The organism is Actinomadura oligospora ATCC 43269 (assembly GCF_000518265.1).
In the GTDB taxonomy this organism is placed as follows: domain Bacteria; phylum Actinomycetota; class Actinomycetes; order Streptosporangiales; family Streptosporangiaceae; genus Spirillospora; species Spirillospora oligospora.
The window spans coordinates 90720-114781 of sequence record NZ_JADG01000016.1 but is presented as its reverse complement, the minus strand read 5'-3'; the positions used below and the strand labels follow the sequence as shown (position 1 = coordinate 114781).

General features: G+C 71.9%; 23 protein-coding genes and 1 tRNA gene. 4 read left to right on the top strand and 20 right to left on the bottom strand.

From position 1 onward, the window contains the following. The first annotated feature begins 33 nt into the window (after positions 1 to 33). Entirely contained in the window at positions 34 to 636 is a 603-nt protein-coding gene (locus P696_RS0124380; protein ID WP_026414387.1) for a dTDP-4-dehydrorhamnose 3,5-epimerase family protein, read from the top strand. A gap of 99 nt (positions 637 to 735) precedes the next feature. Here the strand turns inward: P696_RS0124380 and rfbD are convergent, their stop codons facing one another. From rfbD to P696_RS0124310, 13 genes are all read right to left on the bottom strand, one after another. Continuing rightward, the gene (gene rfbD, locus P696_RS0124375; protein ID WP_026414386.1) at positions 736 to 1575 is read right to left on the bottom strand and encodes a dTDP-4-dehydrorhamnose reductase; all 840 of its coding nucleotides are present in this window, start codon (positions 1573 to 1575) and stop codon (positions 736 to 738) included. Then, complete coding sequence (rfbB, locus tag P696_RS0124370) at positions 1572 to 2552, bottom strand: dTDP-glucose 4,6-dehydratase (RefSeq protein ID WP_026414385.1); 981 nt, start codon at positions 2550 to 2552, stop codon at positions 1572 to 1574. Before rfbB ends, rfbD begins: the two co-directional genes overlap by 4 nt. After that, positions 2549 to 3616, bottom strand: coding sequence for a glucose-1-phosphate thymidylyltransferase (locus P696_RS0124365; RefSeq protein WP_026414384.1), 1068 nt, complete (start codon positions 3614 to 3616; stop codon positions 2549 to 2551). Before P696_RS0124365 ends, rfbB begins: the two co-directional genes overlap by 4 nt. A 159-nt stretch (positions 3617 to 3775) precedes the next feature. Then, entirely contained in the window at positions 3776 to 5038 is a 1263-nt protein-coding gene (locus tag P696_RS0124360; protein WP_026414383.1) for a sulfate adenylyltransferase subunit 1, read from the bottom strand. A gap of 32 nt (positions 5039 to 5070) precedes the next feature. Next, positions 5071 to 5988 (bottom strand): sulfate adenylyltransferase subunit CysD, encoded by a 918-nt coding sequence (gene cysD / locus P696_RS0124355; protein WP_026414382.1) that lies wholly within the window; start codon positions 5986 to 5988, stop codon positions 5071 to 5073. Positions 5989 to 6032: 44 nt separating this feature from the next. Next, complete coding sequence (locus P696_RS0124350; RefSeq protein WP_026414381.1) at positions 6033 to 6959, bottom strand: inositol monophosphatase family protein; 927 nt, start codon at positions 6957 to 6959, stop codon at positions 6033 to 6035. Between the two features lie 106 nt (positions 6960 to 7065). Beyond that, positions 7066 to 8532, bottom strand: a complete 1467-nt coding sequence (locus P696_RS0124345) for a sugar transferase (protein ID WP_026414380.1) — start codon at positions 8530 to 8532, stop codon at positions 7066 to 7068. Between the two features lie 120 nt (positions 8533 to 8652). Beyond that, the gene (pth, locus tag P696_RS0124340) at positions 8653 to 9231 is read right to left on the bottom strand and encodes an aminoacyl-tRNA hydrolase (RefSeq protein ID WP_026414379.1); all 579 of its coding nucleotides are present in this window, start codon (positions 9229 to 9231) and stop codon (positions 8653 to 8655) included. A 98-nt stretch (positions 9232 to 9329) separates the two neighbouring features. Then, positions 9330 to 9956, bottom strand: a complete 627-nt coding sequence (locus P696_RS0124335) for a 50S ribosomal protein L25/general stress protein Ctc (RefSeq protein ID WP_026414378.1) — start codon at positions 9954 to 9956, stop codon at positions 9330 to 9332. A gap of 380 nt (positions 9957 to 10336) precedes the next feature. Then, complete coding sequence (locus P696_RS0124325; protein ID WP_034486600.1) at positions 10337 to 11305, bottom strand: ribose-phosphate diphosphokinase; 969 nt, start codon at positions 11303 to 11305, stop codon at positions 10337 to 10339. Between the two features lie 46 nt (positions 11306 to 11351). Continuing rightward, complete coding sequence (gene glmU / locus P696_RS47735) at positions 11352 to 12833, bottom strand: bifunctional UDP-N-acetylglucosamine diphosphorylase/glucosamine-1-phosphate N-acetyltransferase GlmU (RefSeq protein ID WP_051468093.1); 1482 nt, start codon at positions 12831 to 12833, stop codon at positions 11352 to 11354. A 179-nt stretch (positions 12834 to 13012) separates the two neighbouring features. Further along, positions 13013 to 13084, bottom strand: a tRNA-Gln gene (locus P696_RS0124315). 74 nt (positions 13085 to 13158) lie between these two features. Further along, positions 13159 to 14031, bottom strand: a complete 873-nt coding sequence (locus P696_RS0124310; protein ID WP_026414376.1) for an ADP-ribosylglycohydrolase family protein — start codon at positions 14029 to 14031, stop codon at positions 13159 to 13161. Between the two features lie 247 nt (positions 14032 to 14278). Between P696_RS0124310 and P696_RS47730 the strand changes: the two genes are divergently transcribed. Both P696_RS47730 and P696_RS47725 read left to right on the top strand, forming a co-directional pair. Continuing rightward, positions 14279 to 15298, top strand: coding sequence for an acyl-CoA desaturase (locus P696_RS47730; RefSeq protein ID WP_084338055.1), 1020 nt, complete (start codon positions 14279 to 14281; stop codon positions 15296 to 15298). A 17-nt stretch (positions 15299 to 15315) separates the two neighbouring features. After that, positions 15316 to 16206 carry a TetR/AcrR family transcriptional regulator gene (locus P696_RS47725; RefSeq protein WP_245627792.1) on the top strand — a complete coding sequence of 297 codons (891 nt, stop codon included), beginning with the start codon at positions 15316 to 15318 and terminating at the stop codon, positions 16204 to 16206. A 90-nt stretch (positions 16207 to 16296) separates the two neighbouring features. On the opposite strand, the gene P696_RS0124295 is transcribed toward P696_RS47725, so the two are convergent. Then, positions 16297 to 16659 carry a VOC family protein gene (locus P696_RS0124295; protein ID WP_026414375.1) on the bottom strand — a complete coding sequence of 121 codons (363 nt, stop codon included), beginning with the start codon at positions 16657 to 16659 and terminating at the stop codon, positions 16297 to 16299. Positions 16660 to 16759: 100 nt separating this feature from the next. Next, positions 16760 to 17569 carry a trans-aconitate 2-methyltransferase gene (locus tag P696_RS0124290; protein WP_026414374.1) on the bottom strand — a complete coding sequence of 270 codons (810 nt, stop codon included), beginning with the start codon at positions 17567 to 17569 and terminating at the stop codon, positions 16760 to 16762. Between the two features lie 75 nt (positions 17570 to 17644). Here P696_RS0124290 and P696_RS0124285 point away from each other — a divergent pair, with 75 nt between their 5' ends. Next, a complete protein-coding gene (locus P696_RS0124285) occupies positions 17645 to 18142 on the top strand; it encodes a MarR family winged helix-turn-helix transcriptional regulator (protein ID WP_026414373.1) in 498 nt (165 codons plus the stop codon). 25 nt (positions 18143 to 18167) lie between these two features. Here the strand turns inward: P696_RS0124285 and P696_RS0124280 are convergent, their stop codons facing one another. The 5 genes from P696_RS0124280 to P696_RS0124260 form a co-directional block, all read right to left on the bottom strand. After that, positions 18168 to 19946, bottom strand: coding sequence for an ABC-F family ATP-binding cassette domain-containing protein (locus tag P696_RS0124280; RefSeq protein WP_026414372.1), 1779 nt, complete (start codon positions 19944 to 19946; stop codon positions 18168 to 18170). Positions 19947 to 19953: 7 nt separating this feature from the next. Next, positions 19954 to 20871: a 4-(cytidine 5'-diphospho)-2-C-methyl-D-erythritol kinase gene (locus tag P696_RS47720; protein ID WP_051468092.1), complete on the bottom strand. Its 918-nt coding sequence runs from the start codon at positions 20869 to 20871 to the stop codon at positions 19954 to 19956. A gap of 73 nt (positions 20872 to 20944) precedes the next feature. Continuing rightward, positions 20945 to 22048: a glycoside hydrolase family 26 protein gene (locus P696_RS0124270; protein ID WP_051468091.1), complete on the bottom strand. Its 1104-nt coding sequence runs from the start codon at positions 22046 to 22048 to the stop codon at positions 20945 to 20947. Beyond that, a complete protein-coding gene (gene rsmA, locus P696_RS47715) occupies positions 21999 to 22952 on the bottom strand; it encodes a 16S rRNA (adenine(1518)-N(6)/adenine(1519)-N(6))-dimethyltransferase RsmA (protein ID WP_051468131.1) in 954 nt (317 codons plus the stop codon). Before rsmA ends, P696_RS0124270 begins: the two co-directional genes overlap by 50 nt. A gap of 85 nt (positions 22953 to 23037) precedes the next feature. Next, positions 23038 to 23847, bottom strand: coding sequence for a resuscitation-promoting factor (locus P696_RS0124260; protein WP_026414370.1), 810 nt, complete (start codon positions 23845 to 23847; stop codon positions 23038 to 23040). Positions 23848 to 24062: the final 215 nt, after the last annotated feature.

The window sequence follows — 24062 nt, the reverse complement described above, 5'->3', positions numbered from 1 at the left end:
CTCCTCGACCGACCGTGTGGCATTCTTGCGCATGTGGAACCACTTGGCATCAAAGGGGCGTTCGTCATTTCGCCCCGCGTGCACGGAGACGGCCGGGGCTCGTTTCACGAGTGGTTCCGGGCGGACGCCCTGCGCGATCGACTCGGTCACGACCTGAAGCTGGAGCAGGCGAACTGCTCGGTCTCGGCACGCGGCGTCCTGCGCGGCGTGCATTTCGCGGACGTCCCGCCGGGCCAGGCGAAGTACATCTGGTGCGTGCGCGGCGCCCTGCTGGACGTCGTGGTCGACCTCCGCGTCGGCTCCCCCACCTTCGGCCGGTCCGAGGCCGTCCGGCTGGACGAGGAGAACCGGCGCTGCATGTACCTCGCCGAGGGCCTCGGGCACGCCTTCCTCGCCCTCGAGGACGACACGACCGCGATCTACCTGTGCTCGGAGTCCTACAACCCGCCGCGCGAGCACGGCGTCCACCCGATGGACCCCGAGCTCGGCATCGCCTGGCCGGACGGCCTCGACATCGTCCTGTCGGACAAGGACGCCGCCGCGCCGTCCCTCGCCGAGGCCCTGGCCGCGGGGCTCCTCCCCGACTACCAGGACTGCCTCGCCTACTACGACAAGCTCGGCGCCGCGTTCCCCTGATCGCCGCCGCCCCGCGTCCCCGCCCCGTCTCGCGTTCTCGCGCCCTCCCGCGTTCGAGATGCACCTGCCGAACTTCATGATCGTCGCGGCGGAGAGGGGTTAGCCCTTGAGGTCCAGGCGCGGCCAGGCGTCGCGCAGCGCGTCACGCCAGTCGCGCATCGGCGGGAGACCCGCGCGGGCCCACCCGCCGTGCCGCAGGACGGAGTTGGCCGGACGCCGCGCCGGACGCGGGAACCGGTCGGTCGTCGTCGGCCGGACCCGCTCCGGATCGTGCCCGAGCAGCGTGAACACCTCCCGGGCGAGCCCGTACCAGCTGGTCTCGCCCGCGTTCGTCCCGTGGTAGGTCCCGTAGGGCGCGCCGGACGTGACCATCCGGACGATCCGGTCGGCGAGGTCGCCCGTCCAGGTGGGCTGGCCGAACTGGTCGTCGACGACGTCCACGGTGTCGCGCTCGGCGGCGAGCCGCGCCATCGTCGCGACGAAGTTCCCGCCGTGCGCGCCGTACAGCCAGGCCGTCCGGACGACGTAGGTGAGCTCGTGGTCGCGCGCGGCCTCCTCTCCCCACAGCTTCGAGAAGCCGTACTCGCTGATCGGCCCGGTCTCGTCGTCCTCGTCGTAGGGGCCGTGCCCCGGGAAGACGTAGTCGGACGAGATCTGCACCAGGCGCGCGCCCGTGGCCCGGCACGCGCCGGCGAGGTGGATGACGGCGAAGTGGTTCGCGTCGAAGACCCTTGAGTCCTTCTCCGCGCCGTCCACGTCCGTCCAGGCGGCGCAGTTGACCACCACGTCCGGACGGTGCGCCGCGACGGCGTCCTTCACGGCCACGCCGTCGGCGATGTCGAGGGACGCGCGGTCGAGCCCGACGGCGTCCGCGTCCGCCAGCCGCGCCATGAGGTCGGCGCCCAGCATCCCCCGGGCGCCGGTGACCAGCCACTTCACGAGCCGTCCCCGATCCGCTTCCTCAGCGGCTCCCACCAGTCGCGACGCTCGGCGTACCACCGGACGGTCTCGGCGAGCCCGTCCTCGAACGTGATCTCCGGCGCGTAGCCGAGGGCGCGGAGCCGGGTGTCGTCCAGCGAGTACCGGCGGTCGTGGCCCTTGCGGTCCGGGACGCGCTCGACCCGGTCCCAGCCGACGCCGAGCGCGTCCAGCAGGTGCTGGGTGAGCTGGAGGTTCGTCAGTTCGGCCGTCCCCGCGATGTGGTAGACCTCGCCGGGCTCGCCGCGCTCGGCCACGACCTGGATGCCCCGGCAGTGGTCGGCGGCGTGGATCCAGTCGCGGACGTTCCCGCCGTCCCCGTACAGCGGCACGGACAGTCCGTCCATCAGGTTCGTCACGAACAGCGGGATGACCTTCTCCGGGAACTGGTACGGCCCGTAGTTGTTCCCGCAGCGCGTGATCGACACCGGCAGGCCGTGCGTGACGGCGTACGCCCGCGCGATCATGTCGCCGCCCGCCTTGGCCGCCGAGTACGGCGACCGGGGAGCGAGCGGCGCGGACTCGTCCCACGAGCCCACCTCGACGCTGCCGTACACCTCGTCCGTCGACACCTGGACGACCCGGGGCACGCCCGCGTCCAGGCACGCCTGCATGAGCGCCTGCACGCCCAGCACGTTCGTCCGGACGAACTCCCCGGCGCTCGCGATCGAGCGGTCCACGTGCGACTCGGCCGCGAAGTTGACCACCACGTCGTGGCCGGGCACGAGGTCGGCGAGCAGCTCGCTGTCGCACACGTCCCCGAGGACGAACTCGTACCCGCCCTCCACCGGATCCAGGTTCGCGAGGTTGCCCGCGTACGTCAGCCGGTCAAGGACGGTCACCTCCGCTCCCGCGAAGGCCGGATAGACGCCCGACACGAGGTCGCGCACGTACTGGGACCCGATGAACCCGGCCCCGCCGGTCACCAGAATTCTCATGGTCTGATCTGCACCTTGCTGTGGTCGCCTAGGACGAGACGGTGGGCACGGGGCACATGCGGCGCGGGCGTCACCTCGGCCTCGCGGCCGATCAGCGAGCACTCGATCCGGCCCACACCGTCGATGGACGCGCCGCGCAGGACGATGGAGTACTCGATCTCACTGCCGATCACCCGGCAGTCGCGGTCGATCGAGGTGAACGGCCCGAGGTAGGAGTCGCGCACGACCGAGCCCGCGCCGACGATCACCGGCCCGACGATCCGCGACCCGGTCACCGTCGCGCCCGCCTCGACCACGACCCGCCCGATCAGCTCGGACGAGTCGTCCACGGCGCCCGCGACCGACGGCTCGACGGCCTCCAGGACCAGCCGGTTCACCTCGAGCATGTCGGTGACGTTCCCGGTGTCCTTCCAGTATCCCGAGATCACCGTGGACTCGACCCGGTGACCCGCGTCGATCAGCCCCTGGATCGCGTCGGTGATCTCCAGCTCGTCCCGCCAGGACGGCTTGAGCCGCGCGACCGCGTCGTGCACCCGGGGCCCGAAGATGTAGACGCCGACGAGCGCCAGGTCGCTCTTGGGCTCGCGCGGCTTCTCCTCGAGGCCGACGACGCGTCCGCCCGCGTCCAGCTCGGCGACGCCGAAGGCGCGCGGGTCGGACACCTGGGTGAGCATGATCTGCGCGTCCGGACGCTCGTCCCGGAACCGCTGGACGATCCCGTCGATGCCGCCGACGACGAAGTTGTCGCCGAGGTACATCACGAAGTCGTCGTCACCGAGGTACTCGCGCGCGATCAGGACGGCGTGGGCGAGCCCGCGCGGCGCGTCCTGGGGCAGGTAGGTGACCTCGAGGCCGAACCGCGAGCCGTCGCCGACGGCGCCCTCGATCTCGGCGGCCGTGTCGCCGACGACGATGCCGACCTCGCGGATCCCCGCGTCCCGGATCGCCTCCAGCCCGTAGAACAGCACCGGTTTGTTGGCCACGGGCACCAGCTGCTTGGCCGAGGTGTGCGTGATCGGCCGCAGCCGCGACCCCGACCCGCCCGCCAGCACGAGCGCCTTCACCTGACACCCCCGCCGGGCCAGGGGGGAACGAGACGGTTCAAAGTGGCTCCAGAGACCCCGAAGGAAACTCCTTCGACATTACCGGCCACCCGGACGCCCGATGCCCCGCTCACCCCTGGCCACAACCAGCCATCGCACAGTGAGGACGCGCCCCTCTCCCTACCGGGCCGAGATGATCATCCCTGCCGCGACGGTGTTGTTGGTGGCCTCGTCGATCAGGACGAAACCGCCGGTCAGCCGGTTGCGGGAGTAGTCGTCCACGAACAGCGGCTGGGTGACGCGCAGCCCGATCCGGCCGATCTCGTTCAGCCCGAGACCGGTCGCCTCCTCGTCGCGGTGCAGGGTGTTGACGTCCAGCCGGTAGTTCAGGTCCTTGACCATCGCGCGCGCGGTGCGGGTGGTGTGCTTGATGGTCAGCTTGGTGCGCGGGGTGAGCTGCCGGTCCGGGGTCATCCAGCAGACCATCGCCTCCAGGTCCTGCGCGACCTCGGGACGGTTGTTCGGACGGGCGATCATGTCGCCGCGGCTGATGTCGATGTCGTCGGCGAGCCGCAGCGTCACCGACATCGGCGCGTACGCCTCGTCCACCGGGCCGTTCGGGCCGTCGATGTGGGTGATCGTCGTGGTCAGCCCGGACGGCAGGTGCACGACCTCGTCGCCCGGCTTCAGCACGCCGCCCGCGACCTGCCCCGCGTACCCCCGGTAGTCGTGCAGGGCGGGGTCGGTGCTCTTGTGCGGCCGGATCACGTACTGCACCGGGAACCGCACGTCGATGAGGTTCCGGTCGGACGCGATGTGGACGTGCTCCAGGTGGTGCAGCAGCGAGCTGCCCTCGTACCAGGGGGTGTTCCCGGAGCGCTCCACCACGTTGTCGCCGTGCAGCGCCGAGATCGGGACGAAGGTCAGGTCGGTGATGTCGAGCTTGGCGGCGAACGCGGTGAACTCGTCCACGATCCGCTCGTAGACGGCCCGGTCGTAGTCGACCAGGTCCATCTTGTTCACCGCGACGACCAGGTGCGGCACCTTCAGCAGCGTCGCCAGGAACGCGTGCCGCCGGGACTGCTCCAGGATGCCCTTGCGCGCGTCCACCAGGATGATCGCCAGGTCGGCGGTGGACGCGCCGGTCACCATGTTCCGGGTGTACTGGATGTGCCCCGGGGTGTCGGCGATGATGAACTTGCGGCGCGGCGTCGCGAAGTACCGGTACGCCACGTCGATGGTGATGCCCTGCTCGCGCTCGGCCCGCAGGCCGTCGGTGAGCAGCGCGAGGTTGGTGTAGTCCTCGCCGCGGTCGGCGGAGGTCCGCTCGACCGCCTCCAGCTGGTCCTCGAAGATCGACTTGGAGTCGAACAGCAGCCGCCCGATGAGCGTGGACTTGCCGTCGTCCACCGAGCCCGCCGTCGCGAACCGCAGGATGTCCATGGGCTTCCCGGTCGCCCCCACTGCAGCGCTCACTAGAAGTACCCCTCCTTCTTGCGGTCCTCCATGGCGGCCTCGGACGCGCGGTCGTCGGCGCGGGTCTGCCCGCGCTCGGTGATCCGCGTCGCCGCGATCTCCTCGATGACCTCCTCCAGCGACGAGGCGGCCGACTTCACCGCGCCCGTGCAGGACGCGTCGCCGACCGTCCGGTACCGGACGGTCGCCTCGAACTCCGGCTCGTCGTCGCCGCGGTTGGCGAAGCCGGTCTGCGCGTCCAGCAGCATGCCGTCGCGCTCGAACACCCGGCGGGTGTGCGCGAAGTAGATGGGCGGCAGCTCCAGCTCCTCGCGCCGGACGTAGTCCCAGATGTCCAGCTCGGTCCAGTTCGAGAGCGGGAACACCCGGACGTGCTCGCCCTGCCGGATGCGCGTGTTGTACAGGTTCCACAGCTCGGGACGCTGGTTCTTCGGGTCCCACTGCCCGAACTCGTCGCGGAACGACACGACGCGCTCCTTGGCGCGGGCCTTCTCCTCGTCGCGGCGGGCCCCGCCGAACGCGGCGTCGAACCGGTGCTCCTCGATCGCGTCCAGCAGCGTGGTGGTCTGCAGCCGGTTGCGGGACGCGCGGCGTCCGGTCTCCTCCACGACGCGTCCGGCGTCGATGGACTCCTGCACCGACGCGACGACCAGGCGCAGGCCCAGCTCGTCCGCGCGCCGGTCGCGGTACTCGATGACCTCGGGGAAGTTGTGCCCGGTGTCGACGTGCATGACCGGGAACGGGATCGGAGCGGGCCGGAACGCCTTCTGCGCCAGGCGCAGCATCACGATGCTGTCCTTGCCGCCGGAGAAGAGCAGGACGGGCCGCTCGAACTCGGCGGCCACCTCCCGGATGATGTGGATCGACTCGGCTTCCAGCACGTCCAGCTGGGACAGCAGGTAATCGGAACGCTGCATGGGCACGGACTCCCTGACTTCGGGGCGACTCGGGTCGGGACTGGTCATGGGGCGGATTCCGACGGCTCCCGGATGCCGTCCAGCAGCGTCGACGCCGATCCGGGGTGGCACACCAGGATATCCGGCAGCCTCGGGTCGGCCCGGTTGTAGACCAGGGGGGACCCGTCCACGCGGGACGCGTGCGCGCCCGCCGCGAGCGCGACCGCGGCCGGGGCGGCCGAGTCCCACTCGTACTGGCCGCCCGCGTGGACGTAGCCGTCCACCTCGCCGAGCAGCACGGCCGAGATCTTCGCGCCCGCCGACCCGATCGGCACGAGGTCGAGCTCCACGGGCACACGCCCGGCGAGCGCTTCGAGGAACGCGGGCGGACGCGTCCGGCTCACGGCGATCCGCAGCCGTCCGGGCTCGGCGGGCTCCGGCACGACCAGACCGGCCGCCTCCGCGCGCGTGGAGCCGAGCGTGTCGGCCGTCCAGCCGGACGCGGCGGGCCCCGTCGGCAGGACGGCCGCGCCGGACGCCGTGGTGTGGAGGGTCACGCCGCGCGCGGGCAGCGCGACCGCGCCCGCCGCGAGGTGGTCGCCGGTCCAGAGCGCGACGTGGACGGCCCAGTCGAGCCGTCCCTCCTCGCTGAACTCGCGGGTGCCGTCGAGCGGGTCGACGATCCAGACGCGGGGAGCCGCCAGGCGCTCCTCGACCGCGGTGTTGGCGGTGGGCACGGCGGACGACCCGGCGGACCGCTTGCCCGCGACCGACGCCCGTCCCTCCTCGGAGAGCACGGCGTCACCCGGACAGCGTTCGGCCAGCCGCGCCATCAGGTACTCGTGCGCCCGCAGGTCACCGGTGTCCTTGAGCGTGCGCGCGTCGCCGAAGCCCAGCTCGTCGCGGACGGCCAGGAGAAGCCGTCCCGCCTCCGTCGCCAGCTCGGCCGCCAGCGCGTGGTCCGTCGTCCGGTCCGTCCCGAGGTCCGTCATCCCGTCCGCCACCGCCCATTCCCGACTCAGCCGATCAATTGGGTTAAGAATGCCATGACCCCCGGAACCGGACCCACATCGGGTCCCGTCCGAAGTCCGGAACGCCTCAGTAGGCGCCCGAGCCCCGGACCACCGCCGACCACGTCTTCCACATGATCTGAAGATCCATCGCCAGCGACCAGTTGTCCACGTACCGCAGATCGAGCCGGACCGACTCCTCCCAGTTCAGGTCGGAACGCCCGCTCACCTGCCACAACCCGGTCAGACCGGGCCGGACGACCAGCCGCCGGTACACGTCGCCACCGTACCTGGCGACCTCCTCCGGCAGCGGCGGACGCGGCCCCACCAGGGACATCTCACCGCGCAGCACGTTGAACAGCTGGGGCAGCTCGTCCATCGAGTAGCGCCGCAGCAGCCGTCCCACCCGGGTCACCCGCGGATCCGACCGGATCTTGAACAGGACGCCGTCGTGCTCGTTGTCGTCCATCAGCTCGGCCTTGCGGTGCTCGGCGTCCACGACCATCGTCCGGAACTTCAGGACGGTGAACTCGCGCCCGCCGCGCCCGACCCGGACCTGCCGGAACAGCACCGGCCCCCGGTCGGTCGCCCTGACCGCCACGGCGATGGTCAGCATCAGCGGGCTCAGCACGAGCAGGGCCAGGCCCGCGCCCACCCGGTCGAGCAGCGTCTTCAGCGCCTTGCGGACGCCGTCCAGTTCCGGATGCTCCACGTGCAGCAGCGGCAGCCCGGACACCGGGCGGATCGAGATGCGCGGGCCCGCCACGTCCATCAGCGCGGGCGCCACCGCGAGCTCCACGTCGTCGCGCTCGATCTGCCAGGCCAGCCGGCGCAGCGCGACGCCGTCCATCTCGGGACAGGCCAGGACGGCGACCGAGTCGGCGCCGACCCGGTCCACGACCTGGGCGACCTGGCCGAAGTCTCCCTCGACCGGCACCTTGCGGACCGGGCCGCCCCGGTCGCTCGGCGGCAGGCACACCGCCACGACGTCCATGCCGTGGTAGCGCTTCTGCCGCAGCAGGCGGATCAGGTCCGACAGCGCCGCGCGGTGCCCGACCGCGACGACCCGGCGCATGCAGGCGCCGTTCCAGCGCCGCCGGTGCAGACGCTTGCGCAGCCGGTACCGCGCGACCAGCGTCAGGAAGACGCCGAGCGGCAGCGCGATCGCCACGTAGCCGCGGGCGATCTCGATCTTGAACGCGTAGGACAGCATCGCGACGGACGCGACGAGCAGGAACCCCGCGCGCAGCACGCGGTGGAACTCCTCGTAGCCGACGCCGGTGTAGCGCGGCCGGTAGGCCCGGCACAGCGCGAGCGCGACCAGCCAGAACATCGGAAGGGCCAGGCTGAAGCCCAGATAGGGCACATCGTCATCGTGCGGAACTCCGGGGAACCGCACCGCGAACGCCGCACCGGCGCCCAGCAGCATGGCCGTCGCGTCGAGCGCCACCGCGGCCCGCTGGTAGGCCCGCATCCACTGCTGGACGCCCGACCGTGCCCGGGCCGCGCCGGAGGACTCGGCTTCCGACGATCGAAGCCCGTCCACCAGGGTCATGCTCGAATCACCGCCTTGCACGCCTGCCCCGGAAGGTGGTTCACATCTCGGTGACGGCCGAATACCGCACGAGGTTCACATGCGCCCACATGCATCACGTTGTGATGCATCTTACGGGCGTCAGGAGGCGTGGAACACGTTCTGGGCGGCGTCCAGGCCCTCGGTGAGCAAGGCCTCCACCGCGTCGCCTGCGCGTTCGGCGTTCAGATCGAGTTCCCTGCGCTCGGTCGACGAGAAGTCCCTGAGGACGAAGTCGGCGGCGTCCATCCGGCCGGGCGGACGGCCCACGCCGAAGCGGACCCGCAGGTAGTCCCGGTCGCCGAGGGACTTGGTGAGTGACCGCAGCCCGTTGTGCCCGTTGTCCCCGCCGCCCTTCTTGAGGCGGATCGCCCCGTAGGGGATGTCGAGCTCGTCGTGGACGACGATCGTGCGCTCGAGCGGGACCTTGTAGAAGTCGCGCAGCGCCTTCACCGGGCCGCCCGACTCGTTCATGTACGAGCGCGGCTTGGCGAGGACGACGCGCGTGCCCGCGAGCCGCCCCTCGAGGACGTCCGCGCGCGCCTTGTGCGACCTGAACCTGCCGCCGACGCGTCCGCCCAGGACGTCCAGCACCATGAACCCGGCGTTGTGCCGGTTGCCCGCGTAGGACGGCCCGGGGTTGCCCAGCCCGACGACCAGCCACAGATCAGTGCTCACCACGGTTCCTCGGAGAAACGGGCACGGCCCCCTCCGGTGCGGACGCACCGGAGGGGGCCGTGCTCAAGACTTGCTGAACGAGCGTCAGACCGGACCGGTCGTCACTCGGCGGCGGCCTCGGCGGCCTCGGCCTCGGTCGGAACCTCGGTCGTGGCCTCGGCGGCCTCGCCCTCGGTGTCGCCCGCGGAGACCGACGCGTCGTTGATCTGCAGGATCAGCGTCTCGGGGTCGGTGACCAGGGTGACGCCGGCCGGCAGCGCGAGGGAGGAGGCGTGCACCTGGGTGCCGATCTCCAGGCCGTCGATCGAGACGTCCACGGCGGTCGGGATGTGGGTGGCCTCGGCCTCGACCGACAGCTGGACGGTCTCCTGGGCCACCAGGCCGCCGGCGATGACGTCGCCGACCACGTTCACCGGGATCTCGACGGTGACCTTCTCGCCGCGCTTCACCGCGAGCAGGTCGACGTGCTCGATGAAGCCCTTGATCGGGTCGCGCTGGACGTCCTTCGGCAGGGCCAGCTCGGCGTCCTTGCCGTCGACCTCGATCGTCAGCAGCACGTTCTGGGTCTTCAGGGCGAGCATGAGCTCGTGGCCCGGCAGCGTGATGTGCACGGGGTCGGTGCCGTGGCCGTAGAGGACGGCGGGCACCTTGCCGGCCCGGCGGGTGCGCCGCGCGGCACCCTTACCGAACTCGGTGCGCGGCTCGGCGGCGATGCGTACCTCGGACACGGCGAAAACTCCTCGTTGTTGCGATCCACGGCCGACCACACGGTCGTCCGCTACGGACAGTGCGAAATCAGGCGTTGCTCGATGCGTCATGCGATGCGTCATGCGCCTCGAAGACTCGTTCGCGGTCCCCCGGGGAGTGCGGAACCTGTCCAGGTTCCACTGCCAGGGCCGCACTGAACCGACCCGGGGGCATACGCGGATTCACAGAGTCTAGCCGATGGCCGGAACGCCTCAGCCCACCGACCGCCGCTTTGCGTGAGCACGGAACGGGCTCATCGGGACGATCCACCCTTGATCGCCCAGGTCACGGGGCCGGGAAAGAGGCCGGGAACGCGCGAACGCCCGGCCCGCGAGGCGGACCGGGCGTTCGTCGGGGTCGATCAGCTGTGACCGCCGAACAGGCTGGTCACCGAGCCGTCGGAGAACACCTCGTGGATCGCGCGGGCGACCAGCGGTGCGATCGACAGGACGGTCAGCTTGTCGAACTGCTTGTCCTCCGGGATCGGCAGCGTGTTGGTCAGCACCACCTCGGAGATCCTGGAGTTCTTCATCCGGTCCACGGCCGGGCCGGACAGCACGCCGTGGGTGGCGGCGACGACGACCTTGGTCGCGCCGTGCTCGAACAGGGCGTCGGCGGCCTTCACGATCGTCCCGGCGGTGTCGATCATGTCGTCGACGACCACGCAGGTGCGGCCCTTGACGTCGCCGACCACGTCGAACACCTTGACCTCGTTGGCCACGTCCGGGTCGCGCTTCTTGTGGATGATCGCCATCGGCACGCCGCCGAGCCGGTCCGACCAGCGCTCGGTGACCCGCACCCGGCCGGCGTCCGGCGCGACCACGGTGACCTGGGACAGGTCGAGCTTGTCCTCGAAGTGGTCGGCCAGCAGGTCCAGCGCGAACAGGTGGTCGACCGGGCCGTCGAAGAAGCCCTGGATCTGCGCGGTGTGCAGGTCGACGGTGATCAGCCGGTCCGCGCCCGCGGTCTTGAACAGGTCGGCCATCAGCCGGGCCGAGATCGGCTCACGGCCGCGGTGCTTCTTGTCCTGCCGCGCGTAGCCGAAGAACGGCGCGACCACGGTGATCCGCTTGGCGGAGGCGCGCTTCAGCGCGTCCACCATGATCAGCTGCTCCATGATCCACTGGTTGATCGGCGCGGTGTGGCTCTGGATCACGAACGCGTCGCTGCCACGGACCGACTCCAGGAACCGGACGAAGGTCTCCCCGTTGGCGAAGTCGTAGGCGGAGGTCGGCGTCAGCTCGACGTCGAGGTTCGCCGCGACCTCTTTGGCCAGTTCCGGGTGGGCGCGGCCGGTGAAGAGCATCATCTTCTTCTGGCCGCTGGTCATGATCCCACTCACTTGGACGACTCCCCCTCAGAGTTCGTTGCGCCGTTCACTCGCCGGCCCTGTTCTCGTCCCGCTCCGGGATCTCTTCCCGCTCCGGGCCCTCGTTCTCGCGGGCCCGGCGCGCCGCCTCGGCGTAGGGGGTGCCGGCGCGCCTGCGCTCGACCCACCCCTCGATGTTGCGCTGCCGCCCTCGGGCGACGGCGATGGCGCCGTGCGGCACGTCATTGGTGATCGCCGACCCGGCGGCGGTCGTCGCGCCGTCGCCGACCTCGACCGGCGCGATCAGCACCGTGTTGCTGCCGACGAACGCGCGGGTCCCGATCACGGTCCGGGACTTGGTGACGCCGTCGTAGTTGGCGAAGATCGTGCCCGCGCCGATGTTGGCGCCCGGGCCGATCTCGGCGTCCCCGGCGTAGGTGAGGTGCGGGACCTTCGCCCCCTCGCCGACGTGCGAGTTCTTCATCTCGACGTACGTACCCGCCTTGGCCCTGCGGTCGAGCCGCGTGCCGGGGCGCAGGTAGGCGTAGGGGCCGACGTTGGCCTCCGGGCCGATCTCGGCCTCGACGCAGACCGCGTTGACGACGCGGGCGTCCTCGCCGACCGTGGTGTCGGTGAGGGTGCAGCCGGGGCCGACCTCGGCGCCGGCGGCGAGCCGGGTGGCGCCGTGGAGCTGGGTGTTCGGGTGGACGACCGCGTCCGGTTCGGCGGTGACCTGGACGTCCACCCAGACCGACGCGGGGTCGACGATGGTGACCCCCGCGCGCATGAGGGACTCCAGGAGGCGGTCGTTGAGCTGGCGGCGGGCCTGGGCGAGCTGGACCCGGTCGTTCACGCCCTGGGTCTCCACCCAGTCCGGGACCAGGTGGGCGCCGGCGCGGTGGCCGTCCCCGCGCAGGATCGCGACGACGTCGGTGAGATACTCCTCACCGCTGGCGTTGTCGGTGCTGACGCGCTTGAGGGCGCCCGCCAGCAGCGCGCCGTCGAAGGCGTACATGCCGACGTTGATCTCGCGGACGCCGCGCTGGGCCTCGGTGGCGTCCTTGTGCTCGACGATGCCCGCGACCGCGCCGTCCCCCTCCCGGAGGATGCGGCCGTAGCCGGTGGCGTCGGGCATCTCGGTGGTCAGGACGGTCACGGCGTTGCCCTCGTCCTCGTGCGTGCGCACGAGTTCGGCGAGGGTCTCGCCGCGCAGCAGCGGGTGGTCGCCGTTGGTGACGACCACGGTCCCGTGGAGCTCTCCGACCTGCTCCAGGGCGGTGCGGACGGCGTGACCGGTGCCGCCCTGACGCTCCTGGACGACCGGGACGGCGTGCGGCGCGGCCCCCTGGAGGTGCTCGATCACCTGCTCGCGCCGGTGGCCGACGACCACGAGCGTCCGCTCGGGGTCCAGGGCTCCGGCGGCGGCCAGCACGTGGCCCAGCATGGAGCGCCCGCACAGCTCGTGCAGGACCTTGGAGGTACGGGACTTCATCCGGGAGCCCTCACCTGCGGCGAGGACGATGACGGCAGCCGGGCGGCTGGCACTCACTAGGAGGCTCCTCGGCATCGCGGACGGGTGTTGTGACGAGATGCGCGCCTGCGATCGTTGCCTGCCGCCGACCGGTGCGCGGAAGGCGGCGGAGCAGGTCAGAGCGCACCCGACACCCGAAGGATACCGTCCGGCCCGGATCTGTCAGCCAGCACCCGAGGCGGGAGGAAGCCGGTCAGCTCCGGCGCAAGGATTCGAACCTTGTCTAAGGGCACCAAAAACCCTTGTGCTGCCAGTTACACCACGCCGGACCGCACGGCGGGACGAGCGCCCCGCCGATCACCGCAAGGATACCGAAGCCGGGCCCCGCCTCCGGTACCCCTTTTCAGGCCCCGAGCCATTCGGGCAGGGGCTCCCGGGCCTCCAGCCAGTCCGCGGGCGGGGACGTCCGGACGCCCAGGATCCCGCCCACGATGGCCGCCGTGGTGTCCATGTCGCCCCCGACGGACGCGCACGCGCGGACGGCCCGCTCGTAGTCGTCCAGGTGGGTGGCGACGGCCCACAGGCAGAACGGGACGGTGTCCTGCGCGGAGATCCGGGAGCCGTTCCCGAGCTCGTGCGCGGCCTCCTTGGGCGCGTGCCGGAGCAGGTTCAGGGCCCGGCGCAGCCCGCGCCGGACGTACTGCCCCGAAGCGGGCGTGTGGTCGAGGGCGATTTCGATCACATCGCGCGGGGACGGCTCGTCCGTGCGGGTGACGTAGGCCGCCGCGACCGCGACCGCCACCGCCCCGGCGACGCCCTCCGGGTGGACGTGGGTGACCTCGGCGGACAGCTCGGCCTCCTGCGCCGCACGGTCCGGATCGTCGGCGAAGTAGGCGCCGAGCGGGGCCACGCGCATCGCCGCGCCGTTGCCGTAGGAGCCCTTGCCGTCGAAGGAGTCGCAGGCGGCGACCCGCCAGTCGTGGCCGGAGCGGACGCGGGTCAGCAGCTCGGCCGCGCCGACGCCGTACCGGCGGCCGACGTCCATGCGCTCGGCGAAGCGGGCGGCGAGGTCGTCCTGCTCGATCCGGTCGTGCCGGGCGAGGACGTCCACGATCGTGCAGGCCATCTCGGTGTCGTCCGACCAGGCCCAGGGCGTGGGCGGCAGGTCGCGGTCGGGCGCGAGGTCACGGTTGTCGGGTTCGAAGAACCGGTTGCCGAAGGCGTCGCCGACCGAGAGTCCGTCCAGGGACGCGAGGGCGCGGGTGAGAGGTGCCATGCGGGCTCCGTCCGGGTGAGGGGTCCGAGCGTGCGGGCTGCCTGAGGGGTGGGGAGGTCTGGGGTCGTGAGGTCGGAGGTCGGGCGGATGCGGCGCGGGGTGACCGCATGGTGACCGTAACGCGACTTTCGGCCGCTGTGAGCGATTTTACTTTCGGCCGCTGTTTACTTACGGGAGCGTAGGTTACGGTGACGTAGGTATGCGCTTCGGGAGAGAGCGCCCTCTGAGCAGGAAGAAGTGGTGTCGCATGTCCTCAGCCCCCGTCGTCGACGCAACGGAGCGACGCAAGGCACAACCGGAGTTCGACGCCGAGCCCCAGGGGACGGCCGAGAAGGTCCTCGTCGCGGTGTTCACCGGTGTCCCGTTCCTCGCGCTCCTCGCCGCCGTCCCGATGCTCTGGGGCCGCTTCCTCGGCTGGACCGACGTCGTCCTCACCGCGGTCTTCTACGTGGTCTCCGCGGGCGGCATCACCGTCGGGTACCACCGCTACTTCACGCACGGGTCGTTCAAGGCCGGCCGCGGCCTGAAGATCTTCCTGGCGGTGGCGGGCAGCCTCGCCATGGAGGGCCCGGTCATCACCTGGGTCGCCGACCACCGGCGGCACCACAAGCACTCCGACATGGAGCTCGACCCGCACTCGCCGTGGCGGTTCGGCTCGGACTGGAAGGCCCTCACCAAGGGCCTCGCCTGGGCGCACTACGGCTGGCTGTTCGACGGCAACCGCACCAACAAGCGCCGCTACACCCCGGACCTGCTCAAGGACCGCGACATCGCGGCCCTGCACCGCTGGTTCCCGGGCCTGGTCGCGGTGACCCTGATCCTCCCGGGCGTGCTCGGCGGCCTGATCACCATGTCCTGGGCGGGCGCGCTGACCGCGTTCTTCTGGGCCGGGCTCGTCCGGGTCACCCTCGTCCACCACGTGACCTGGTCGATCAACTCGATCTGCCACACCTTCGGCGCCGAGCACTTCGAGGCGCGTGACAAGTCCCGCAACGTGTGGTGGCTCGCGATCCCGTCGCTGGGCGAGTCCTGGCACAACCTGCACCACTCCGACCCGACGTGCGCGCGGCACGGCGTCCTCAAGGGCCAGATCGACATCAGCGCCCGGATCATCTGGGCGTTCGAGAAGCTGGGGTGGGCGACGAGCGTCCGCTGGCCGAACACCGAGCGCCTCGCGGCCAAGCGCCTCTCCGGCGGACGGCCCGGCGGCCGCGCGGGCGTCGAAACGGTCGCGGATGCCGCCCCGGGCGGCGAGAAGGCCGCGTGACCGTCACAATTGACGACGTGACTGAACCCGCCCCAAGGTCGCGCAGAAAGCGCATGACCGGCAAGGAACGACGCGAGCAGCTCCTCACCATCGGCCGGACGCTCTTCGCCGAGCGGGGACTGGACGGCACCTCGGTGGAGGAGATCGCCAGCGCGGCGGGGGTCTCCAAGCCGGTGGTGTACGAGCACTTCGGCGGCAAGGAGGGCCTGTACGCGGTCGTGGTGGACCGCGAGTTCGAGCGGCTGCTCTCCCTGGTGACCGACGCCCTGAACTCGGCGATCCACTACCGGTCCAAGCTGGAGAAGGCCGCCCTCGGGCTGCTGGAGTACATCGAGGAGAGCCCGGACGGGTTCCGCATCCTGGTCCGGGACTCGCACGGCGGCACCGGCACCGGCTCCTACGCGAGCCTGCTGAGCGAGATCGCCGGTGAGGTCGAGCACATCCTCGCGCAGGAGTTCAAGCGCCACGGCTACGACGACAAGGCCGCGCCCATGTACGCGCAGTCGCTCGTCGGGATGGTCGCGCTGACCGGCCAGTGGTGGCTGGACGTGCGCAAACCCGGCCGCGAGGAGGTCGCCGCCCACATCGTCAACCTCGCCTGGAACGGCCTGTCCGGCCTCGAGCCCCGTCCCTACCTCGATCCGAAGCGGCGCCGCAAGGAGCTGGAGCGGATGGAGAAGCAGCGGGAGAAGGCCCAGGCCAGGGCCGACAAGGCCGAGGCGAAGGCCGAGCGCGCCGAGGAGAAGGCCGCCGCGAAGGCCGAGAAGGCCCAGCGCAAGGCCCGCCGTGAGGACGGCGCCGACGAGGAGGGCGTCCTGGCCGGGCAGCCGGACGCGCCCGAGACCGAGACCGGCGGCGCGGCCGAGACCGACCCGGTCCGCGACCCCGCCGAGATCGCCACCCGCTGAACTGCGTCCTCCGGACGCGTCCAGGCCAGGCGTCCGAGCAAAAAGGGCGGCCCCCGCACCACGCGGGAGCCGCCCTTCGCGTTTCCGCCGTCACGCGGGCTGGAGGAACTCCAGGCGGTTGCCCGCGGGGTCGGTGGCGTAGAAGCGCCGGTATCCGGGGAACAGGCCGTCCGGGATCACCTCGTGGCCGGCCGCGCGGAGGTCGCCCGCGAGCGCGTCCAGGCCGTCCACGAGGAAGGCGGGGTGGGCCTTCTTCGGGGCGCGGAACTCCGGGTCGACACCGACGTGCAGTTCGAGCCCGGGGCCGCGGAACCAGACGCCGCCGCGCTTGGCCAGCTCCGGGGGCTTCGGGATCTCGGTGAAGCCCAGCACCCCGGCGTAGAAGGCTCGCATGGCGTCCTCGGATCCGGCGGGAGCCGCGATCTGGACATGGTGGTAGCCCTTGATCGGCATGGGGTTCTCCTAGGAGGGTATGGGACGCCGTCCGCCGCGCGGGGTGACGCACCGCAGGGGAACGGAATCGCTTCCCCCGCGCGGCGGACGGCATCCTGCTCTAGGGGTCGGCGCGCTTGGCTGCGACCACGAAGATGCGCCGGAACGGGAACACCGTTCCGTAGGAACTAGGCGGGTAGGCCCCGCGGAGGCGCTCCCGGTACGCGCCGACGAACTCGGCGGCGTCGGACGGGTTCAGCGCGGTCAGGACGGGCCGCAGCGCCGTCCCCTTGACCCACTCCAGCACCGGGTCGTCGCCCTGGAGCACCTGCGCGTAGGTGGTCTCCCAGGCGTCCACGTGGCAGCCGAGCCGGGTCAGGACGTCGAGGTAGCCCGCCGGGCCGAGGACCGGGTCGGGCCGGACGATCCCGCCGAGCCGGTCGCGCCAGCGCGGCGACTCGCACAGGTCCCGCAGCAGCACATGGCTCGGCGCGTCGAAGTTGCCCGGCACCTGGAAGGCGAGGACGCCGCTGCCGGTCAGCGCGTCCAGCCAGCGCGGGAACAGCTCGACGTGCTCCGGGACCCAGTGCAGGACGGCGTTGGCGACGATCAGGTCGACCGGACGCTCCGGACGCCAGTCCGCGACGTCCCAGACGCCGAAGGCGAGCCGTCCGGGGATCTCGTGCGCGCGGGCGGCCTGGACCATCTCCAGGGAGCTGTCGTAGCCGTCGATCACGGCGTCCGGCCAGCGGGCCGCCAGCGCGGCGGTCAGCTCGCCCGAACCGCAGCCGAGATCGACCGCGTAGGCCGGGCGCTCCAGCCCGACGTGCGCGATCAGCTCGAAGAAGGCCCTGCCACGCTCGCCCCCGAAGGCCCCGTACTGCTCGGGGTCCCAGACGGCCGCGTGCGGACGCCGCACATCTCTCGACATCAAGACAGATGATGCCCGCCCGCTATCTTGATGTCAAGAAAGACGTCTCGATATCAAGACAGGTAGGGTGACCTCATGCGCGACGAGGTCGATCGGCTCGTCGAGTCCTGGCACACCGAGCGCCCGGACCTCGACGTCTCCCCCCTGCTGGTGCTGAGCCGGGTCTCCCGCCTCGCCCGCCACCTGGACCGGGCCCGGCGCGCCACGTTCGCCGAACACGACCTGGAGTCGTGGGAGTTCGACGTCCTCACCGCGCTCCGCCGCGCCGGGGCGCCCTACGAGCTCTCCCCCGGACGCCTGCTGCGCGCCACCCTGGTCACCTCGGGCACCATGACCAACCGGATCGACCGCCTCACGGCCGCGGGCCTGGTCGAACGCCATCCGGACCCGGCCGACAAGCGCGGCGTGCTCGTCCGGCTGACCGACGCGGGCCGCACCCGCGTGGACGCCGCCTTCTCGGCCCTGCTGGAACGCGAGCACGCCATCCTGGAGGCGCTCACCCCCGGCGACCGCGAGACCCTCGGCGGCCTCCTGCGCACCCTCCTGGTCCCCTTCGACACCGACCAGGACTGACCCCCGCGCCCGCCGTGACGTCCGGTTACTCGACGTCCTCGGCGAGCATGAGCCACTCCTCCTCGACCTCGGCGGCCTCGTTCTGGAGGGCCTTGAGCTCGGCGTCGAGCTCCTGGAGCCTGCCGTAGTCGGTGGCGTGCGCGGCGAGCTGCTCGTGCAGGGCGGCCTGCTGCTTGGCCAGCTTGTCGAGACGGCGCTCCAGGCGGTCGAGCTCCTTGCGGGCCTTCCAGTCCTGGCCACTGCTCTTGGGCTTGGCGGCGGGCTGGGGGGCCTGCGCCGCCGCGGCGCGGACGGCCTCGGCGGTCTTGGTCGTCGCCTGGCCGGACGCGCGGCGGCCGAGGTACTCGTCGATGCCACCGGGCAGGAACGAGACCCTGCCGTCGCCGAGGAGGGCGACCACGTGGTCGGTGACGCGCTCCAGGAAGTAGCGGTCGTGGCTGACGACGACGAGGGTGCCCGGCCAGCCGTCGAGGATGTCCTCGAGCTCGGTGAGGGTCTCGATGTCGAGGTCGTTGGTCGGCTCGTCCAGCAGCAGGACGTTCGGCTCGCCCATCAGCAGGCGCAGGACCTGGAGGCGGCGGCGCTCGCCGCCGGACAGGTCGCCGACCGGCGTCCACTGCCGGTCGCTGCGGAAGCCGAGGCGCTCCAGCAGCTGGGACGCCGTCCACTCGCGCTTGCCGACGGTGATCCGGCGCTTGATCTCCTCGACCGACTCCAGGACGCGCCGGGACGGGTCGAGCTCGTCCAGGTTCTGGGACAGGTGCGCCAGCTGGACGGTCTTGCCCCGGACGACCCTGCCGGACGCGGGCTGGACGTCGCCGTCCAGCAGGCGCAGCAGCGTGGACTTGCCGCTGCCGTTCACGCCGACCAGGCCGAGCCGGTCGCCCGGCCCGAGCTGCCAGGTCAGCCGCTCGAAGATGTCGTTGCCGCCGACCGTGACCGTCACGTCCTCCAGGTCGAAGACGGTCTTGCCGAGGCGGGCGGTCGCGAACTTGGTCAGCTCGACGGTGTCGCGCAGCGGCGGCTCGTCGGCGATCAGCGCCTGCGCGGCGTCCACCCGGAACTTGGGCTTGGACGTGCGGGCCTGCGGGCCGCGGCGCAGCCACGCGAGCTCCTTGCGCAGCAGGTTCTGCCGCTTGGCCTCGGTCGCGGCGGCGATCCGGGAGCGCTCGGCCTTGGCCAGGACGAAGGCCGAGTAGCCGCCCTCGTACCGCTCGACCTTGCCGTCCACGACCTCCCAGGTGCGGTCGGTGATCTCGTCCAGGAACCAGCGGTCGTGGGTGACGACCAGCAGCGCGACCCGGCGGGCCTTCAGGTGCCGGGCGAGCCAGTCGATCGCCTCGATGTCCAGGTGGTTGGTCGGCTCGTCCAGGACGAGCAGGTCGGACTCGGGCACCAGCAGGCGCGCGAGGGCCACCCGGCGGCGCTCGCCGCCGGACATCCCGGCGATCGGGGCGTCGAGCGGCAGGTCCGCCAGCAGGCCGGAGAGGATCTCCCGGACCCGGGTGTCGCCCGCCCACTCGTGCTCGGCGCGGTCGCCGAGCACGACCGAACTGACGGTCGCTCCGTCCGGGAACTCGTCGCGCTGGGTGAGGTAGCCCATGCGGAGCCCGCGGGTGTGGGTGACACGGCCGTCGTCCGGCTCCAGGAGGCGGGCGAGGATCGCGACCAGGGTGGACTTGCCGCCCCCGTTGCGTCCGACGACGCCGATGCGGTCGCCCTCGTCCAGGCCCAGGGACACCCCGCTCAGCAGCGGGGACGGTCCGTACGACTTGCTGATGTTCTCAACATTGATCAGATTCACGGCGGACTCAGACTACCGTCGCGCCGGGGACGGGACCGTGCGCGCGGACGACCTGCCGGGCCACGCCCGTCTGGGCGAGCGCGGCGGCGAGGTCGGCCGCGTGGTCGGGCGACTCGGCGAGGAACGCGGTGGTCGGCCCGGATCCGGAGACCAGCGAGCCGAGCGCGCCCAGCTCGCGGCCGGTGTCCAGGGTGCGGCGCAGCGACGGGCGCAGCATCACCGCGGCGGGCTGGAGGTCGTTGGTGAGGGCCGCGCCGAGCGCGTGGGCGTCCCCCGCGGCCAGGGCCTTCATCAGCGCCTCGGACGGCCGCGGCCACGGCACCGGCTCTCCCTGGGCCTCGCGCATCCGGTCGCACTCGGCGTACACGGCCGGGGTGGACAGGCCGCCGCCCGCCGTCGCGAACACCCAGTGGAACGTGCCGGACGTCTCGACCGGCGTCAGCCGCTCGCCCCGGCCGAGGCCGATCGCGGTGTCGCCGAGCAGCGCGAACGGCACGTCGCTGCCGATCCTCGCGGCCAGGTCGGGCAGGCTCGGGAGGGCGAGGTCGGCCCTCCAGAGGCGCGCGCAGGCGAGCAGGGCCGCGGCGGCGTCGGCGCTGCCTCCGGCCATGCCGCCCGCGACCGGGATCGCCTTGCGGATGCGCAGCTCCACGTTCGGCTCGACGCCGAGGCTCTCGGCCAGGAGCCGGGCGGCGCGCAGGGCCAGGTTGTCGCCGTCGACCGGGACGTCCTCGATCGCGACCTGCGCGTCCGGGGCGGCCTCGACGGTCACCACGGGGCCGTCCGCGGGGAGGGCCGTCACCTCGTCGAACAGCGACACGGCGTGGAACACGTTGACCAGGTCGTGGTAGCCGTCGTCACGGAGGGGCCCGACGCCGAGCTGGAGGTTCACCTTCGCGGGGACGCGTACCGTCACTGGATTCACGCTTACCGAGCGTACGGTAACCGCGCCCCGCCCCGGGCCGTCAGGCCCCGGAACGCCGGGGCCTGACGGGTGGTCAGGAGCCGGGGGTGACGGGGAGGTTGCGGGGGTTGAAGAACGGCATGGTCGCCAGCTCGCGCAGCGCCGAGACGGCCCGCTTGTCGCCGGAGACCGAGAACCGGTGCGCCTGGTCGCGCGGCTCCTCGGCGTCCTCGTCGGAGTCGAAGTACCCGACGGCCTTCACCTGCGGGTGCTCCTGGAGGTACTTGCTGGCGTTGCGCAGCCACTCGGCCCGCCGCGAGCCGTAGGACGCCGGGACGCCGAACTCGCCGATCATGACCGGGCGCGGGTGGTCCTGCGCCCACTCCAGGAACCTGCGGGCCACCTCGGACAGGTCGCGGTAGTCGTAGTCGGCGGTGGGGAAGACGTTCGCGCAGACCCAGTCCACCTCGCCGTCGCCGGGGTAGTAGTCGTCGGCGGCGTCGGGGAAGGCGCGCGCGGACGGGCACCAGACCCAGGCGACGTTGTCGACCTTCTCCTGGTGGAAGATCAGCCGCAGGTGCTTCCAGGCCGCGACGTAGTCCACGGGCGTGTGGATCTTGCCCGAGGCGACCCGGTCCATGTCCCGCTGCCAGCGCAGGAACACCGGCTTGCGGGTCGCCTTCAGGGCCCGGGCGCGCTGCCGGACCATGTCGTCGAACTTGCCCTCGAGGATCTGCTTGGTGTCCCCCGCCGACCAGCTGAGCATCAGGTACCGGTCGCTGGCGAGCACGGCCTTGTCGGAATCGTCCGGGAAGTCGGACTTCCAGCCGTGGTAGCTCTGCGCGATGTCCAGCTTGCGCCCGAGCTGCCGCTCGAAGCCCTCCACGGCGGTGAGCGACGCCGGGGACGAGGACGACTCGTCCGGGCTCGGCTTCGCCGACTTCGAGGGGCTCGGGCCGCCGCTGGGGAGCGCGGTCCGCTCGTCCGGGGAGACCCAGGCGCCGAAGTACGCGCCGCGCTGCGGCGGGGTGGGCGCGACGCCCTGCTTGACCGTGGTGGTGATCCGCGGCGTCGCGCGCGCGCCGTCCGAGCAGCCCGTCGCGGCCAGCGCGAGCGTCGCGGCCACCGCCGTCCCGGTCAGGAGGCGGTCACGTGCCCGCACCGTCCGGTAGGCCCCCGTCACCCGCGCGCTCAGCATGGTCCTCCGCCTCTTCCGGTTCCGGCGACCGTCCCCGGCCGCGGGTCTCGCCCACAGGACGATACTGGGCGATGCGGGCGAACGCGGCCACGTCGAGCTGCTCGCCCCGGGTCTTCGGGTCGACTCCGGCGGCGCGCAGGGCCTCCTCGGCGGCGGCGGCCGAGCCCGCCCAGCCCGCCAGCGCGGCCCGCAGCGTCTTGCGGCGCTGGGCGAACGCCGCGTCCACCACGGCGAACACCTCCTTGCGGGAGGCGGTGGTCTCCGGCGGGGCGGTGCGGGTGAAGGCGACCAGTCCCGAGTCCACGTTCGGGGCGGGCCAGAACACGGCGCGGCCGACGGGACCGGCCCTGCGGGCGTCCCCGTACCAGGCGAGCTTCACCGACGGCACGCCGTAGATCTTGCCGCCGGGCGCGGCGGTCATCCGGTCGGCGACCTCGGCCTGCACCATGACCAGCACCTTCGCCAGCGACGGCAGCCACTCCAGCAGGTGCAGGACGACCGGGACGGCCACGTTGTAGGGCAGGTTCGCGACCAGCGCGGTCGGCTCCGGCCCCGGCAGTTCTGTGATCTTCAACGCGTCCCGGTGGACGACCTCCAGCCGGTCGGCGAGATCGGGCTCACGCGCGCCGACCGTGATCGGCAGCGCGCGGGCGAGCGCCGCGTCGATCTCGACGGCCACGACCCGCCGGACCTCCGGCAGCAGCGCCAGCGTCAGCGAGCCGAGGCCCGGCCCGACCTCGAGCACCACGTCGTCCGGCGCCAGGTCGGCCGACCGGACGATCCGCCGGACGGTGTTGGCGTCGATGACGAAGTTCTGCCCGAGCGTCTTGGTCGGCCGGATGCCGAGCGCCCCGGCCAGCTCGCGGATGTCGGCCGGGCCGAGAAGTCCCTGAGAGTCCCCCACGTCCCCCAGTCTTCCAGGTGCCCGGGGATGCTCCGGATCGAAGGAGAGCCGTTCGCGGGAGAGCCGGATCCCGGGAGGGCCGATCTCAGGAGAACAGGAAGCGCCCGCAGTTCGGCCACTGGCCCTGCCAGCGCCCGCCCACCCGCTTGTAGAGCAGCTGCGCGCGGTAGGTCTGCTCGGCCGCCGGGGCGTCGCTCGGCTTGCCCGAGCCGCCCACCGACGCCCAGGACGAGAGGGAGAACTGGTAGAGCCCGTAGTACCCGGCCGGGTTGACCGAGCGCGGGTTGCCGCCGGACTCGCACTTGGCCAGCCCCGCCCAGTTCAGCTTGGCCACGTCCCCGCCCGCCGCGCTCTGCGGCCCGACGCCGAGGATCCGCGGCACGGCCTTCTGCTTCAGCTTCTGGAAGATGACGGCCTTGACCTTCTTGCCGCGCCGGTGCACCCACGCCGTCTGGACGATCTTGATCTCCGGCCTGCCCTTCCGCAGCTCCTTCTGGCTGAACGGCGGCAGCGAGGACATCTTCTTCTTCACCGTCGGCGGATCGGTCTTCACCGTCCTGGTCTGCGGCTTCGACAGCAGCCGCGTGACCTTGATCGTGTTCGCGGGCGTGGCCGTCTTCGCCGGATTCACCAGGTCGAACTTTCCGAGCTGGACATGCGCCTGATCCAGCACCTGCTGGACGGTCTGCCCGGTCGTCATGACCTCGGTGCGGGCCGTGTCGACCATGATCACGATTTTCCTGGCCGGCGGGCCGGACGGCGACGCGGCGTTGTCCCCGGCCGCCCCGGTCTTCCCGGGAGGAGCTCCCTTGGACCCGCCTCCCCCTCCGCCGCACGCGGCGGCGAGCAGGGTGACGGCGGCCAGGGGCACGACGAGACTCGAGGGACGGCGCACGAGGATCTCCTCCGGGGGGCGGGACGGTCGTTCGAGGGGTCGCCGCGTCCGGACGGCCCTGGAGGCGTCCGGCACGGCCGTTGGGGGGTGCCGTCCCGATGGGCGAGAACCTAGCGCCACCGCCGCCCCAGACGCCACTACTAGTCCGGAACATCCCCCTCACAATCTGGACCGAAATCGCCGAAACCGCCCCGCGGGCCTCCGCGTCTCACCAC